17 protein-coding genes and 1 pseudogene are annotated in these 14,835 nt (G+C 31.6%); 2 read left to right on the top strand and 16 right to left on the bottom strand.

The window, feature by feature from the left end:
* Positions 1-4: 4 nt before the first annotated feature.
* The 11 genes from LIX58_RS04010 to LIX58_RS03960 all read right to left on the bottom strand — a co-directional run bounded on the left by LIX58_RS04010 (position 5) and on the right by LIX58_RS03960 (position 10,198).
* Positions 5-226: a hypothetical protein gene (locus tag LIX58_RS04010; RefSeq protein WP_226386100.1), complete on the bottom strand. Its 222-nt coding sequence runs from the start codon at positions 224-226 to the stop codon at positions 5-7.
* Between the two features lie 13 nt (positions 227-239).
* On the bottom strand, positions 240-743 hold the full coding sequence (locus tag LIX58_RS04005) for a DUF1643 domain-containing protein (RefSeq protein WP_226386099.1): 504 nt from the start codon (positions 741-743) through the stop codon (positions 240-242).
* A 14-nt stretch (positions 744-757) separates the two neighbouring features.
* Complete coding sequence (locus tag LIX58_RS04000) at positions 758-1,069, bottom strand: DUF960 domain-containing protein (RefSeq protein ID WP_226386098.1); 312 nt, start codon at positions 1,067-1,069, stop codon at positions 758-760.
* A gap of 86 nt (positions 1,070-1,155) precedes the next feature.
* Positions 1,156-1,506: an SAUGI family uracil-DNA glycosylase inhibitor gene (locus LIX58_RS03995; protein ID WP_226386097.1), complete on the bottom strand. Its 351-nt coding sequence runs from the start codon at positions 1,504-1,506 to the stop codon at positions 1,156-1,158.
* 133 nt (positions 1,507-1,639) lie between these two features.
* Positions 1,640-3,283 (bottom strand): recombinase family protein, encoded by a 1,644-nt coding sequence (locus tag LIX58_RS03990; protein WP_145462229.1) that lies wholly within the window; start codon positions 3,281-3,283, stop codon positions 1,640-1,642.
* A gap of 38 nt (positions 3,284-3,321) precedes the next feature.
* Positions 3,322-3,618, bottom strand: coding sequence for a hypothetical protein (locus tag LIX58_RS03985; protein WP_226386096.1), 297 nt, complete (start codon positions 3,616-3,618; stop codon positions 3,322-3,324).
* Positions 3,596-4,987 (bottom strand): recombinase family protein, encoded by a 1,392-nt coding sequence (locus LIX58_RS03980; protein ID WP_226386095.1) that lies wholly within the window; start codon positions 4,985-4,987, stop codon positions 3,596-3,598. The genes LIX58_RS03985 and LIX58_RS03980 overlap by 23 nt, the downstream gene beginning before the upstream one ends.
* A gap of 173 nt (positions 4,988-5,160) precedes the next feature.
* A complete protein-coding gene (locus tag LIX58_RS03975; protein ID WP_226386094.1) occupies positions 5,161-6,789 on the bottom strand; it encodes a phage/plasmid primase, P4 family in 1,629 nt (542 codons plus the stop codon).
* Between the two features lies 1 nt (position 6,790).
* Positions 6,791-7,264: a hypothetical protein gene (locus LIX58_RS03970; protein ID WP_226386093.1), complete on the bottom strand. Its 474-nt coding sequence runs from the start codon at positions 7,262-7,264 to the stop codon at positions 6,791-6,793.
* A 1-nt stretch (position 7,265) separates the two neighbouring features.
* The gene (locus tag LIX58_RS03965) at positions 7,266-8,402 is read right to left on the bottom strand and encodes a DNA polymerase (protein ID WP_226386092.1); all 1,137 of its coding nucleotides are present in this window, start codon (positions 8,400-8,402) and stop codon (positions 7,266-7,268) included.
* A 227-nt stretch (positions 8,403-8,629) separates the two neighbouring features.
* Positions 8,630-10,198 carry a hypothetical protein gene (locus tag LIX58_RS03960; protein WP_226386091.1) on the bottom strand — a complete coding sequence of 523 codons (1,569 nt, stop codon included), beginning with the start codon at positions 10,196-10,198 and terminating at the stop codon, positions 8,630-8,632.
* Positions 10,199-10,539: 341 nt separating this feature from the next.
* Between LIX58_RS03960 and LIX58_RS03955 the strand changes: the two are divergent.
* A pseudogene (locus LIX58_RS03955) lies at positions 10,540-10,905 on the top strand (GNAT family N-acetyltransferase); the annotation flags it as partial.
* An 82-nt stretch (positions 10,906-10,987) separates the two neighbouring features.
* On the opposite strand, the gene LIX58_RS12640 reads toward LIX58_RS03955, so the two are convergent.
* The 4 genes from LIX58_RS12640 to LIX58_RS03935 all read right to left on the bottom strand — a co-directional run bounded on the left by LIX58_RS12640 (position 10,988) and on the right by LIX58_RS03935 (position 12,779).
* Entirely contained in the window at positions 10,988-11,284 is a 297-nt protein-coding gene (locus LIX58_RS12640; protein ID WP_226386090.1) for a hypothetical protein, read from the bottom strand.
* Positions 11,285-11,340: 56 nt separating this feature from the next.
* Positions 11,341-11,664 carry a hypothetical protein gene (locus tag LIX58_RS12635; RefSeq protein ID WP_226386089.1) on the bottom strand — a complete coding sequence of 108 codons (324 nt, stop codon included), beginning with the start codon at positions 11,662-11,664 and terminating at the stop codon, positions 11,341-11,343.
* A gap of 222 nt (positions 11,665-11,886) precedes the next feature.
* On the bottom strand, positions 11,887-12,273 hold the full coding sequence (locus LIX58_RS03940) for a VOC family protein (protein ID WP_154838211.1): 387 nt from the start codon (positions 12,271-12,273) through the stop codon (positions 11,887-11,889).
* Positions 12,274-12,305: 32 nt separating this feature from the next.
* Positions 12,306-12,779, bottom strand: a complete 474-nt coding sequence (locus LIX58_RS03935; RefSeq protein WP_226386088.1) for a DinB family protein — start codon at positions 12,777-12,779, stop codon at positions 12,306-12,308.
* A 247-nt stretch (positions 12,780-13,026) separates the two neighbouring features.
* On the opposite strand from LIX58_RS03935, the gene LIX58_RS03930 reads away from it, so the two are divergent.
* Complete coding sequence (locus tag LIX58_RS03930; protein WP_226386087.1) at positions 13,027-13,800, top strand: inositol monophosphatase family protein; 774 nt, start codon at positions 13,027-13,029, stop codon at positions 13,798-13,800.
* Positions 13,801-13,950: 150 nt separating this feature from the next.
* On the opposite strand, the gene LIX58_RS03925 is transcribed toward LIX58_RS03930, so the two are convergent.
* A complete protein-coding gene (locus LIX58_RS03925; protein ID WP_154838208.1) occupies positions 13,951-14,694 on the bottom strand; it encodes a cyclase family protein in 744 nt (247 codons plus the stop codon).
* Positions 14,695-14,835 lie beyond the last annotated feature (141 nt).

Genomic DNA, 14,835 nt, shown 5'->3' with positions numbered 1-14,835 from the left:
CATTTCATTTTATTAAATAATGATCAATAATATCTTGAAAATCATTGTTAAGTACCGTTGTGATAGAGTCATCCTTCATAAAATCGTTATAAATCTTATTAAGAATTTCTTCATCTTCGATAGCTGTGAAATGATGCACTAATCCTTTTACAATTGAAGTGTAATTATATGATGCTAAACAACTAGCAACTGTTTGCCAGTCTGATTGTTTAGTTTCACGGTTCATAGATAATCCTCCTTTATTTCAATGTCCACTTTTGTCTCGCTTTAGGATTGAGTGGATGCATGATCTCATTCGTTGCTGGATTAATGAGCTTTTTTACTTTCTTTTTATGAGGTTTTAACATTTCCATCACTTGCGCTACACGTTCGACTACAACAGGGCGCTTCGCATAGGCACCATAAGCAAGAATCACTGTGTCACTTTCAGATACTGCTTTCATAATATGAATATCTGTATGCTTATCATAAGGTTCTTTTATATGTTTAAGATTTTCAGGTGTTTTAATGTTCGAAAATAAATTAACAAGATAAACTGAACCATAATCGTTTTCAGTTGATAATTGATTTAGAATTAGTACAGTTGTTAAATCAAGAGATAATATTCCATCTAAATGAGGATACATCGTTATCACTGTACAAGTTGGCAATTTTCTATCCCATGTTTTTTTAAGTAAATAACGATGTTGTTCATCGTCACTGAAGATAGCTTCAGTTTCTATAATACTTGTAATTGCATTCATACTCGCCACTCCTTTTAATATTCTTCTGGCAAAAGCATCACATAATAAAAAGCGTCTACATCATCTTCACGAATGACGTAGACTTTCTTAGGTAATGCATTTTGATTTTTTACATAGTTTGTATAGTGATATTCCAATTTGTATGCGGGTTGTTCTTGTTTATGTGTGATTGAGAGTATATTTTCATCTTCTTGCAGTCTAAAAATGTGTAGGTAATCTGTATGACTTTGATTATCTCTTTCTTTTACCATATTCCAAAGTAAGATTTGAAGGTCTAGAGATAGTTGTTCATTAATGCCTCTTGTGATATATCGATTGATTTTCATATTATTTTACCTCATCTTGAATTTCTTTCATGATGATAATCGCTTGGCTAATAATCGTAACAGATATTTGTGCGACTTTGATCCAATTATTCATGGTCATTCCCTCCTTCTCTTAGTAAATGACGTTCATCGATAATCGTATTTTTAGTATCTGTGAGGTATAGAAAGTCCATATCAAAATGATCCAGATAACCAATGCTGATGAGTTGGTTATTGGCGTACATAAGAAATGGATAGATACTTAGCTCATGTAGTTCATTGTTATAGTAGGTATAAGTTTCAAGTGTAAGATGCGCAAGGGGAGAATTATCAACGAAACGAGCAGGAAGTATATTTTCTGCTGCTTCATCTAGTGTTTCACATTCCCATTCCTCTTTATTAGATAATCGAAATAAGTGAGTCATATATTGTTTGAGTTCCTGAGTCATTGTTTTCATCATATTACCTCCAAGATATTTATAATGTGATGTAGTTGATGAGCTACGTCATTGAGATAATATATATTTGAAGGATGACTTGTTACGTTAGAAATAGTGACAGAAGTGACGATAGTGATATAGAAAAAATGGTTTATAGACTAAATTCGAGGAAGAATGTTTCAGAAGATATTTGAGATAAAAAAGAAGACGAACAATTGAGTAATTGTTCGTCTGGATTAATATTATTTAATAAGGTTGCTACGATATCTTTGTTGAATTTAAAAGTAATGTAAAACTGCTTTTTATTACCTTTATCTGCTTCAACATAGATATGATCGATGACTAAGTGATAAATGTTTTTTAAAGAAGTTTTATTTGTGCTTTCTAGATTTTTAAATAAAACAGCAAAAATATCAATCACTGTATTTGTATCTATTTTTGGATGTTCCACTAGTTGTTTACGTTCTAGGTGCGTAATACTGTTTTCTAATTCGCGTATTTGTTGAGTATATTTAAGTAACGCTGGCTGAATTGATTCGATAATGCTGCTATCTTGTTCAGTAGCTTCAATTAAGTTATCGTATTTAGATCGCAATTCTTCTATTTGGAATTGTTTATTAGCAATTTCATGTTTAATTTGGGTAGTATCTGGTGTTCTTTTTGAGTTAACAGCATTGACCACTTTTTGAATTAAATCAGGTTTACGAATCAAATTCTTAATATTTTGAAATACATAGTCTTCTATGAAGTCAGCACGAATATTTGGAGCTTCTTTACAATCAGAGCCTTTTTGTTTACGTGTTCGGCAGATATAGTAACGAAAACGGCGTTTACTCCCATCCTTAAGCGTATTTACAGTATTTGAAATGACGTAGTTCGCATTACAACTTTTACATTTTAACAAACCAGTAAGAAGGTTGTCTGTTTTGTTATTACCACGTTTATAACATTTTCTTGCTTTATGTTGTGCTTGAACTTTATTCCATAGTTCTTGAGACACAATGGCTTCATGCTTACCTTCAGTAATAATAGGTTTATCATTATACCCTTTACGACCTTTTTTCTTCCAATCAACATATTGATTATAAACAACTAAGCCACGATATACTTTATTTTTAAGAATATAAGATATAGAATCTTTGGAATGTGGCTTACCTAATTTTGTGACTTCGTGTCTGTCATTTAACATTTTAGCGATAGCAGTATAATTCATACCTTGACTATACATTAGGTATATTTCTTTCACAATTCTACTTTCATGTTGATTAATAATTAAGTTACCATCAATACGATCATAACCGTATGGTGTTTGACCACCGACTGATTTTCCTTCGTTAGCTTTATTAGAAGAGGCAAGGCGAATATTATCTTTTAATATAGCTCGTTCATATTCACCAAGAGATCCCATGATATTCAACATTAATTTGTGCATATCACTGTCTATGCCGAGGTGTTCACTCACTGAATAAAAAGATACATTGTTTTTTTCGCATTCTTCAACAATTTGAAGTATGTCCTTCATACTTCGCCCAAGACGAGAGAGTTTCCACACAACTATTTTATCAAACTTATTCATTTTTAAATCTTTAAGCATTTCTTGTAAAGCGGGTCGGTTATTCATTTCGGCACCACTTATCCCGTTATCTATATAAGGAGATGTCATTTCATAATCATGTAATGTACAATACTTTTCTACTTCAGCAAGTTGAGCGGCAATAGAATAATTATCAACTTGTTTCAAAGAACTTACTCTAGCATAAGCGGCTACTCTAATTTTATTTGTGACTGTGTTCATTTTATCAAACCCTTATTTATTAATATTTTAACTATTTATCAAACTTTGAAAGTGGGAAGCGTATCAATATGTGAATAATAATTCAGTTGTAATTGTTCTAAACTTGGATAATCTGAAATGTGACCCCACACTATGATGGGTATATTAGCAACGATTCCATATTTTATGTCGTTAATTAAGTGATCTACAGTAGTGTAAGATTTAGTAACTTTAATATTTAAATTTTGACACTCTTTTTTTAACATATCGATATTATCGTCAGGCATTAGGTGTCTTTCATCTATTTCATTTTCATGAGCTAAAATAAGTACTTCACTTGGTTTTTGATACAACATTTATATCATCCTTTTCTTTTAACAGGTTAATTGGGTGGTCTTTTAGAAAGACACCTGTGATATTTTTATCTTGACCTATGGTTACTCGAGTAATCATTTCAGTTAGTTGGTCAAGATACAATGTATAATTATTTAAAATATTTTTTGTGATTTTGTGAACGTTTATATCAGAATTAGATTGTTGATAGTAGTTCATTTTATATTGCCAGATTTCCAGCTCGTTGATTTTCATTTTATAGTCCTCAATGCTGATTTGTTTTTTAGACAATTCTTCAATAAGGGTAGCTTTACTAAAATTAGGCTTACTTCGATAAATTTTAGTAGCCAATCTCTTTTGAACTATAGATTCTAAACATTGTAGTGTAGGCTTAGTTAGAATGTTATCTTCAATAACGTCAATCGTTTGTTGATCTATCTCAGAGGCTACAAGATATCCCATATCACACTTTTTATAACCTACATTTTCATTCAGAGGACAAATGTAATACGTAATAGGATGCGTCATATGCTTTCTCTTCATACGTATAGGTGTCATTGTTGTGCCACAAATGCATTTGATTTTCTTACGAAGCAAAACCATAGGGTGTTGATGTTTTAGTGTTTGTTTAGAAACGCGTATCGTTTCAGCTTGACGAAATATTGCCTCATCGATAATAGGTTTAAAGGTTCCTTTATATTCACCAAATTGATTGCGTATTAGGCCAGCATACTTTGCATTAGTAAGAATACGCTTAACCTGTTTAGGTGTTCTATCAAACAATTCGATATGGTTATTAAGTGCTTGGGATATTTTTTTATAACCCCAACCTTGTTGAATATAGGAATTAAAAACAAATTTAATTGTAGTAACCTTAGATGAATCGATATAAAAGGACTTATTTTTATATATATAACCAAATGGCGCGTTTGTACCTAATAATTGATGATTCTTAGCTTTCAGTGCATTAGCTGAACGGACGTTCTCTGAGATGATTTTACTTTCTGTTTCTCCAAGAATTGCTAAAAACCTTATCTTGAAAGCTTGAGTTTTATCAGATAAATCAAACTGACCATCACATAACGAGGTAATTAAAACTTGGTGCGTTTCACATAATTCCTGGAATTCTAAAAAATCATGGTAATTTCGATTCAAACGATTGATACGAAAAACAATAATATGTTGGCATTCATTGTTTCGTATCATATCTAACATAGACTGATAGCCATCACGTGTAGTAGTACGACCACTTTTTACATCGCTTAGAAATGTAACATCTTGAAGATGATGTTTATTTGTATAGGCTTGGATTGCTTTTATTTGAGATTTAACAGAATTTTCTATCTTCTTTTTATCTATGGATTGACGTGCATAACCAATAATTTTACCCATTGTAGGGCCTCCTTTCCAATATGATAATATACATTTAAATTTACATTTAATGAGCTCTAACTCCTTCTAAGAGAGTTAGAGCGACAATTTTATTCAGACTGTTCGTCGAGATATTCAATTATAATATCCGCTAACATATTTATAAGTTCTTCCACTTTTATCACCTTTCTTAGTTAGTTATTTTTAACGTCACTATCATCACTACTGTCACTTTTGAACTTAATACCTTTAACGACTGTTTTACCAGAAGATTTAGTTTTAGTATAATTAATACCTAGTTTTTGCATTTCAACACTAAATTCACGCCAGAATGCAATAGGTGATAATAAATGAGTTACATTATAGTTATGCATCTCTGACCACGATTTGAAAGTGGCTATCAATTCGTTGCCCAATATATTACTATTATTAGAATTAATGTCTAAGCAATTTCTTATGAAGTCCATCATAGGTGAAATTGCGTTAAAATATTTTTGCTTAATTACATTCATACTTTTAGAAGTTGTAAATTGATAATCGTTTTGATCTAAGCGACGTAACCCTTCTAAAGCCCAATTAAATATACCTGATAACTCTTTTTCAAGCTGCTGAGGTAAATTTTTATTTTGCGAACTTAGAGGTATTGGTTTAGTCATGGGTAAGATTAGAAGTCTACGTTGGAGTCCATTGCTTTTATCTTTAAGTACTGGTAAATCATTTAATAGGAATGTCATTTTAGCAGAGATTACAGTTTCGATTTCTTTAAGTCCTTTGCGATTAACCGTTATTTTTTCACCAGCTGTAATAGCTTTGAGTTTATCTGTACTAAATTCAGTGTTTGATGATTCAGTAGCTAAATTAAGTTTTTTGTGTAATAAAGGCTCAAGTCCAAAACTTTGATTGAAGTTGCTCAACGAAATGGCAGTCGTGTTAGGTATACCAACAATATGTTCTAATAAACCAAATAATGTCGATTTACCTTCTCCTCCCTGGCTATATACTAACAAGAAAACATTAGCTTTAAACTCTTTGGAGAGTACATAGCCAAACCATTGTTGGACAAATGCAATATCATCTTTATCATCAAACCACTCACGCAAAGACTGTTGAAATACTGGGGCTTTAGCCTTTGGATTATATTTTACATGTGATTTGATGGTTGAAAGGTGCAGGGGCGATCTAGGTTCTATTTTTAATGTATTATAATTAAAAGCACCATTTTCTAAAGTGAGTGCTTCCTGATTAAATTCACTAGGCTCGTAGACCTTAATACGTCGTTTAATTTGGTCTAATAAAGCAGTTTCAAGATTTTTCGACCAACTTGTCTCTAATGTGTGGCAAAGTTCATAGATAAATCTTTGCAAGGGAAGATCGGTGATTTCCCACACGCCTTTTTCATAATTGTAAATCCTCACTTCATTTGGATCATCGGATGTACTAACAATGTTAAAACAAGCATCGATGAATTTTGCCGTTCTTCCTTTTTTTATACGTGTTTCTCCCTTTTGCGTTTCGTAAGACAGAAACTCTTTTAATATATTTTGAAGAGATTGATCAAAATTACAACTTTTTTGTGATAATGCTGTTTTCGAAATTGATGGTACATCGGGGCTTTGGTTTGCATGATACGTGTAAAATGGTTTATTTAAGGTATGTCGCAATATCCATTCTCGATCTTGACCATTAAGGTCTGATAAATGATAAATTGGAGAAGACGCAGTAGTAGCGTCTTCCAATTTGTTAATTAAGGTAGTTTTATCTGGATGTTGCTTGATAAATGGATTAACAATGTTTAAATTTTCCAAAGATTTCACTTTAAACATTTTATTCATCCTCCTCAGCATTAGCCCAAGGGTTGAAAGGATTCATTTGAGATTGGTTAGATATATCTTGCTGATTATAAATATGCTCTTGAATCATTTGAACACTTCTATTTGAAGGAATATCAAATTGCCAATTATTCAATCCAGGAAAGTTATTATTTTTAATAAAATAATCAGCCCTACCAGTTAAACCATTTAAATCTTCTGTGGTAATATCTTCTATTCCAAGTGATGTACTTACGGCAGTTAAAAATTGACCGAACTGAGACATTTGACGTTGATCGATAAATATTAAAAGTGGGTTAATAGTACGTTCATTTCTGTTATCGTCAGTGATCGTCACATTTAAATTGAGGACATCTTTTATCTCTCCCGACTTAAGCGAGACCTTATCATCCATCGCTTTATTTATTTTAAAATTTACTGTCCCTGTTTGTACTTCATTTATTAAGTTTCTTACGCTATAGTTAGCCATTTTATTTTTCCTCCATTTGTTTAAAATTTAAAATATTATTTAACGGAAAATCGTTGTGATAACGATTGATTGTTTTTTCGAAATTTTGTTGCAAAAGCTTTTGCCAATTTGAATAACTTGGTTTGACTTCAATCCATAGCTCATCATGAATGACATGAACGATATCTAAATTAAGTTTGTATGCTTCCAACATGAGTAACTTAATCGAGGTCGCTACTGATGATTGAAGTGCGAAGTTACGTTTAGTACTCTGTTTCATTTTGACAAGTGGCATAACTCTTCCGAAGAAGGTTTGCACTTCATTTTGATTTGAGCATAGGTCTAAATAATAAACTGCTTGTGGTATTGTAAGCTCTAATTGTTTCAATATGTGATTTACATCAACTGAAGTAATATCAAAATCATTCTTCCTTAATTTTTTCAGCAATGTGTTAGTACTTGCTCCATAAAGCCAAGCAAGGAAGAAGGTTTTACATACATTACGCAGTCGTTCAGGTTGTTTATTACAATTGTACGGGGTAATCAATCTACCGATATAGCTGTACATATCCTGATCAGTACTAAAATGCCTTAGTAAAAACTGATCGTTAGCATAATATGCTAGGAATCGTAGCTCTGCTTGGTTTATATCAACAGACCACAACTCTTTATTAGAATTGCTTGCCATAACATATTTTCGCAAATTTTTAGGCATGGACGTTAATGGGCTCTTTTTAGCAGTCATTCGCCCACTGTAAGAAGAGAAAAGATTCCAATGACCTCTAATTCTGAAATTAGAAGGTTGTATTGCCAATTTCTCAACATATGGTGCAACCCACAACGATAAATGAGATGCTAGATTCCTAGCTATCTCATTACCTTGTTGCTTTTCTTTATTTAGCACATTGATTAAGTTACTCAGGTCCAAATCCACCTTGAATAACTGGTTAACGCGCTTGATCTCATCAGTTATCCATTTCGAATCAATAATTATGCCATTCTCTTCGATAGTTGAAATGATAGGTTGTATTGCTTTCTCTAACTCATAAAGTTGTTTGAAAACGAATGAAGCATTAAGTAATGAATCCAAGTTATTTTCAACGGTAATTGAATCAATATAACTTGGCAGCAAAAACAAAAATAGAATATTAATGTTCATAATTTTTCTCCTTTCAAATTTTTTTACAAATCAGAGTCTATAAAATGATTGGCATTTTAGCGATTGAATTTTTCACAATAAAATTTAAAAAGTTTAAGTAAGAAAAATAGCGCAAACACAACGTTTAAGAAGTATTTGCGCTATTAGAATTATTTAAGATGATAATGTGAAATTTCAGCCCTTATTTACAGGTATAATAGTTATTAGGACAATAAAAAATTTCTTTATTATTTATTTTTACGATTACTGATGATTTTCGTTTGGTACTCACCTAAGAAATCAATATCGTCAAATAATGAAAATGAACTTTTGGAATGTATATATCGAATAGAATTTAAACTCTTGGATAGATTTTCATTAGAAATACTGAGAGATTTAGAAGAATTATTGTTATTATTACTATATTCGATATCTTTGAATTTAAATATATTAATGGTATTTTTCAATGAATTATTAAATGCAAATATATCAAAATGCTCATTATTAGTATAACTATTGTACATATTTTCTTTTATCAATTTTCGAGTATATTTCATAAGTACTCTTAAGTCGCTAAAGCCTTTAAAGTAATAAATGTAAAAGTCTTTGAAAACCTGATGTAGTGGATAATATGATGGGGTGTTTTCAAAGTGAAACACTAAATCATTATCATCTTTGTAATCTTCCGGCGAATAATTATCCAAATCATTAATAGGGTCATTCTTCAAAATAACTAAATGCTTAGGTATAACATTAGAAATTACTTCGACTAGTTTAGCAAAATCTTCATTAAGGATTTCTTTATCTTTATTACGAGTAAATAATTTCTTAATTATCTCGTCTGAAAGCATGTCATTGGTCATATTTTTAGGCATTTGATAACGTGATAATACTTTTTTATCATGATTTAATAACTGCCAATATTTATTCGGATCAGGGAGCAACCGTTTTAAAATACAGTGAGCAATGATTAATAATGTGTCATTGAATGTATAATAAGATTTATTAAAATTATGATCCTCTTCTTTCGCCACATTTTTTAATAAATTCTCTACATCTTTATTTAATTCTTCTTCTTTAGGATGTATTTTAAATTGATCTGTAGCTTTAGCATAGCTCTTCATGGTAGCATAGAAACTTTTTTTGATGTCTTTTGGCTTAAATTGAATATCATTGAAGGACTTTTTGTTAGGATTGAATCCATTAGAATCAGCTAAATATTTAGTTAATTCGCTTAAATTGCCTGTCTCATAGAGGAGGTGATTTCTAGCACTCTTTTTTCTAGAACGCTGTAATTGTTTTAATCTTCCCTCAAGTGGCTTCATTTTATTGTCAACGGGATTTAAATAAAAATGATTATGTAGAGGTTTAGTAGCACTACCAAAAGCGAGAGCTATCTCAATATTTTTTTCTTCTTTCTCACTTCTATTAATTAAGTTGTCTTGAAGTAAGCAATATTCTAATTGATTGGTAATATCTTGATTAGAAATAAATCGTGATACAATTTCTTCTTTAACTTTATAAAATTGTTCATTGAGCATTACTTCATCATAATTCTCTAATAAGAATTCATATAGAGCATTCATTATCCTATTAATTATTACTACTGATCCAGCATACGTACCATATAAGTGTATTAATTGACCAAAATCATCTTTTATTTCAATACTTGTATCATTAGTAATAAAAGGTGATTTTAGATTTTTATCAGACATCACTAATATCTTATTTTTAAACTTTAACTTTTCAGACGCTATATTAAAATAATGGACTAACGATTTAATTAATTGCTTTTCTTGCTCTCTAAATTCAAACATTTAGAATTCCTCTTTTCATTATTATTTTATTAACTAAAGTGTACTTAAAAAATAAGTGGATATAAAGTTAATTAAATACTACAAGATAATAATTACAAAGTATGTTTAAACTTCTAAAGTGGGGGAGGAGATCATTTGTTTCTAAACATTAAAGTGTATATTTGATGAAAATACATTAATAATTTTATAGTAAATATCTACGAAATGTATGACAGAAAGATCTTTGTAGAGGAATATATATAAAGACGTACTGATGCGGGTATGGATTGAAGAGTGTCATTTGAAAACCGCAGTGATGCGGAGGTGAATTGAAGTATGGTATTTAGAAACCGCACTGATGGGGAGATGGATTTCATTGTGGCATATGGTATGACGATGAATTAGTAGGTGTCATCGGTTTGCATTATTTGGATTTAGTTAATAAGCGTACGTCTATTGGCTATTATTTGGCTCAGCATTTTCAGAAAAAGGGTATCATGACGGCATGCACAAAAGTGTTAATTCAATACGTATTCGAGGAGTTCGACATTAATCGGGTGGAAATTCAAATGTCAACGCGTAATCCTAAAAGTCGCGCGATACCTGAAAGATTGGGGTTCACTCAAGAGGGCGTGTTAAGAAGCAATGAACGTTTGCGTGGCGAGTTCTCGGATAGTTATGTATATAGTTTGTTGCGCGAAGAGTACTATAAATCACTAACTATCTAATTGATAAAAAATCAACAGAGCTCCCGTCATTTTATGAGAGAGCTCTGTTCCTAAAATCAAGATAATTTTTTAAATATTTAATTTAATATGTGCCACCATTTCCATTTGCATTAGCTTCTACTTGTCCTCTTAAAAAATTAATATAATCATCAGAACCTGCAGCATTTTTATCAACAGTAGCTGCTTCTTTTTCTGACATACCTTCTTTATAAGCTTCTAAGAATTCATCATCAGTCATATGCTTAGCATCTTCTGCTGTATACTTAGGTTGCCCTTCTTCATTATTGTTCTCTGAAGTATTTACACTTTCGCTAGATGCGCCACCACCAGCTGGCTGGAACTTACCTGCTATTGCAAATTTCTGTAAAGTAGGAGTCATTTCATTTGTTGTGATAATACCATCTTTATTAATATCTGCATGATTAATTTCATTCGCTAAAATTTGAGCTTCATTATCATTAATATTATAACCTTCTTAAGTTGGTTTGCTAAATCACTATTATTTGTCTCGTTGGTATGAACATTCTGTTGTGTATTTTCTATCGAGTCTTGGTTATTTTGATTATCAACTTGTTGCTGATTTTCATTTTCTGAATTTTTATTTTTTTTGATATTATTTTTATCTTCATGTTTAACTTCTTTTGTAGTTTCTGCTTCTTTAGTTTTTAAGTTTTTGTAATTACTGTAACTAAATCCACCTGCAAATCCCAATATAACAACTAGTAAAATGACACCAGAACTTATTAAAATTTTTTTCAATTAATTAACCTCATTCTTTTTGATTTTTATTTTGTACTATAATATTAATGTAATTTTTTAGTTTTTTCTAATATATTTTTATAATATGTAAAATTAAATTTCAAAAAATTGATAAAAATACTATTGAAAAATAGTTATTCCTAACTATTTTTTTGATAGCAATATAAAAAACGCTTAACAGTTCTTAATTTAAATTAGCTGTTAAGCGTTTGAGTTGTTTAATTATTTATCGATAATTTGAATTAAATTGCCACATGTATCATCAAAAATAGCCATATTATTTTTACCTACTTTAGTAGGTTCTACAGTGAATTTAACACCTTTTTGACTTAATCGCTCATATTTTTTATGAACATCTGAAACCCCAAACATAGTAATAGGAATGCCAGCTTCAAATAAGCGGGTTTGAAAGTCTTTAGCAATCGGGTCGCCATTTGGTTCTAAAATAAGTTGTGCTTTGTTAGAAGAATCGGGCGATCCTAAAGCAATCCAGCGATAACCTTCACCTACGGGCTCGTCCTCTTTCTTTTCAAATCCTAAAATGTCTGTGTAAAATTGTAAAGCTTCTTCTTGATTCTCTACAAAAATACTACTAGCAATAATTTCCATATTTATCACCTTTAACTTTAATAATTTAAAAATTAATGCTGATGTTGCTCTCTAAGTACACGTGTCATTTCTTCAATTTTACCTGCATGTAATGGCACATGGATGGCATTTAATACTAGTAATTCATCAAGTGTTTTGAACCCAGCTACGGGTTGGTTTAATTCTTGTTGTAAATCTGCATCTGTTAATTTTTGAGCGCGTTCAGGAAGTGTTTTTAAATCTTTTTTAATGTCTTCAATTGAAGGTACGTCTTGCTCTTTCCAATCTTTAGGGCTAGAGCCATAGCCAAATAATTTATGGTATTTTTCAACGTCTACTACATTTTGATTACCTAATGCAAGAGCTTCTTCAAAGATAGTTAAAACATGACCGTATTGCCAATGTAATGTATTTGGGAAGAAATGATCTTCTTTATCTAATACCTCTTCAACGTTCCAACTATCGTACACAGATAATATATAATTCACGCCAGTTTCAATAACGTCATAAATTGTTTTATTAGTCATTTGATTACTCCTCCTTATTAAATACGATATAAGTAAGATATTATTGAATTACCCGTTAAAGCTTTAATTAATCTAAGAGAAAATGAGAAGGATTTATAGCACGCGCTAGTTTGTAACGGGTATGATGTAAGTGAAGTATATAAAATGAATATATTGCAGAAATCAAATAGATTGATTAGAAGAATTTGGACTTTGAATTTGAGATATAAAAGATGATGGATTAATAATTTTAAAAGGTGAGTGAAGCATGGAAACATTACAAGACATTAGTCAACGAATGGAACAATGGATTCAAATGATTGCGCTTAAAGTGGAAAGAATGCGACAAGATTTTTACGTAGAAACGAAGAAAAATGAACTGGATTTAGTGACAAACATTGATAAAGAAGTTCAAGCTGATTTTACTAAGTTATTAAATGAATATTATCCAGACCATCAGTTAATGGGGGAAGAAAAAAGTAATGTTGATGTCGATATGTATAGCGGTTATGCATGGGCAATAGATCCAATTGATGGCACGACGAATCTTGTGAAACAAGGGAAAGATTATTGTTTAATCTTAAGTTTGTTTTATAATGGGGAGCCATTATTAGCGTATACTTATGAATTTTATCAACAAAAATTATACAAAGCAGTGAAGGGCGAAGGGGTTACAATCAATGGTGTGCCACTTCAAGTTAAGAAGTATCAATCTCTTAAAGATGCTTTAATTTCAATTGATTCAAAACATTCAAGTTCTGACCTTTTAAAAGCGTTATTATCTAAAGCTCATGGATTTCGTTTTATTGGTGCTGGAGGTATCGGCGCATTAAGAACAATCACAGGGGACTTTGGCGCTAGCATTGATGTGGGAGCAAACCTTTGGGACATGAGTGCTCAACTCCTTTATGCTCAAGAACTTGGGTTGGAGGTAACAGATATTGAAGGAAAGGCTATCGATTTAAATCACGTTAAAGGCGCTATCATTGCGCATCCTGCTATTCACTCAGAACTTGTTGAAATAATCAAAATGTATCAATAAAAAAATCCTGTCATGTACCGGAGATACCGGCTTACATGGCAGGATGTTTTAGTAATAGAAGAGGTTTTTGATCGCTCATTATCAAGCTCTAGGGGGAGCTCATCTTCTAATTATATATTGAATAGGGGTCGCTTTTATTTTAAGTATTCATTAAGGTTTAATCGCAAAAGCGCGCACTGGGAATCCTGGTGCGTCTTTAGGTTTCGGACTAATTGCATAAATAACTGCACCGCGTGTAGGCAATTGGTCCAGGTTTGTTAATAACTCCAATTGGAAAGTATCTTGTCCGAGAATATAGCGTTCTCCGACGATATCTCCATTTTTAGCTGTATCTACAGATGCATCTGTATCGAATGTTTCATGTCCGATAGATTTCACGCCACGTTCTTCGATTAAGAATTTTAAGGCATCTAGACCCCAACCTGGTAAATGTTGGTTACCCTCAGCATCTTTATTTTCAAATTTTTCAATATCCGGCCAACGTTTAGACCAATCTGTACGTAATGCTACAAATGTTCCTTCTTCAATTTTACCGTTCGCAGCTTCCCACTGTTCTAAATGATCTCTGGTAACAATGAAGTCAGCATTTTCTGTTGCTTCTTTTGAAAAGTCTAAGACAATAAGGGGCAAGACTAATTCTTTTAAATCTAATTCTTCTAGATAGCGTTTATTCTCAACAAAGTGAATTGGTGCATCAATATGTGTGCCGTATTGTGTCACAATATTCCAACGTTGTACATAAAACCCATGGTCTTTGACGTTAAATAGTGTTGATACTTCCCCTTTTTCAAATTCACTGAAGCGAGGGATTTCTGGGTCAAAGGTATGTGTTAAATCAACCCATTCACTCTCTTTTAATGTAGATAATTGATCCCATAATGGATAATTTGTCATTTATAACACCTCCAATAATAGTAATTTATAACTATCACTTGGCAGTGGCTGACTGAACTGAACCATCGCTTTAAAAAGCTTGCTTCAGTTCTAGTCACCTATGCCAGGCAATCCTAAGAAATTTATCTAAACGGATTTCAA

Source organism: Staphylococcus sp. Marseille-Q1834, from assembly GCF_916858875.1.
GTDB classification, from domain to species: domain Bacteria; phylum Bacillota; class Bacilli; order Staphylococcales; family Staphylococcaceae; genus Staphylococcus; species Staphylococcus pragensis.
The sequence above is the reverse complement of the archived record's forward strand: the minus strand, read 5'-3'. Positions and strand labels throughout refer to the sequence as shown.

Coding starts and splice junctions, on each gene's coding strand:
- LIX58_RS03990 (WP_145462229.1), bottom strand. CDS start 3,283: ATGAACACAGTCACAAATAAAATTAGAGTAGCCGCTTATGCTAGAGTA.
- LIX58_RS12640 (WP_226386090.1), bottom strand. CDS start 11,284: ATGACTCCTACTTTACAGAAATTTGCAATAGCAGGTAAGTTCCAGCCA.
- LIX58_RS03965 (WP_226386092.1), bottom strand. CDS start 8,402: ATGAACATTAATATTCTATTTTTGTTTTTGCTGCCAAGTTATATTGAT.
- LIX58_RS04010 (WP_226386100.1), bottom strand. CDS start 226: ATGAACCGTGAAACTAAACAATCAGACTGGCAAACAGTTGCTAGTTGT.
- LIX58_RS03995 (WP_226386097.1), bottom strand. CDS start 1,506: ATGAAAACAATGACTCAGGAACTCAAACAATATATGACTCACTTATTT.
- LIX58_RS03970 (WP_226386093.1), bottom strand. CDS start 7,264: ATGGCTAACTATAGCGTAAGAAACTTAATAAATGAAGTACAAACAGGG.
- LIX58_RS03985 (WP_226386096.1), bottom strand. CDS start 3,618: ATGTTGTATCAAAAACCAAGTGAAGTACTTATTTTAGCTCATGAAAAT.
- LIX58_RS03960 (WP_226386091.1), bottom strand. CDS start 10,198: ATGTTTGAATTTAGAGAGCAAGAAAAGCAATTAATTAAATCGTTAGTC.
- LIX58_RS03925 (WP_154838208.1), bottom strand. CDS start 14,694: ATGACAAATTATCCATTATGGGATCAATTATCTACATTAAAAGAGAGT.
- LIX58_RS03935 (WP_226386088.1), bottom strand. CDS start 12,779: ATGACTAATAAAACAATTTATGACGTTATTGAAACTGGCGTGAATTAT.
- LIX58_RS03930 (WP_226386087.1), top strand. CDS start 13,027: ATGGAAACATTACAAGACATTAGTCAACGAATGGAACAATGGATTCAA.
- LIX58_RS04005 (WP_226386099.1), bottom strand. CDS start 743: ATGAATGCAATTACAAGTATTATAGAAACTGAAGCTATCTTCAGTGAC.
- LIX58_RS04000 (WP_226386098.1), bottom strand. CDS start 1,069: ATGAAAATCAATCGATATATCACAAGAGGCATTAATGAACAACTATCT.
- LIX58_RS03940 (WP_154838211.1), bottom strand. CDS start 12,273: ATGGAAATTATTGCTAGTAGTATTTTTGTAGAGAATCAAGAAGAAGCT.
- LIX58_RS03975 (WP_226386094.1), bottom strand. CDS start 6,789: ATGTTTAAAGTGAAATCTTTGGAAAATTTAAACATTGTTAATCCATTT.
- LIX58_RS03980 (WP_226386095.1), bottom strand. CDS start 4,987: ATGGGTAAAATTATTGGTTATGCACGTCAATCCATAGATAAAAAGAAG.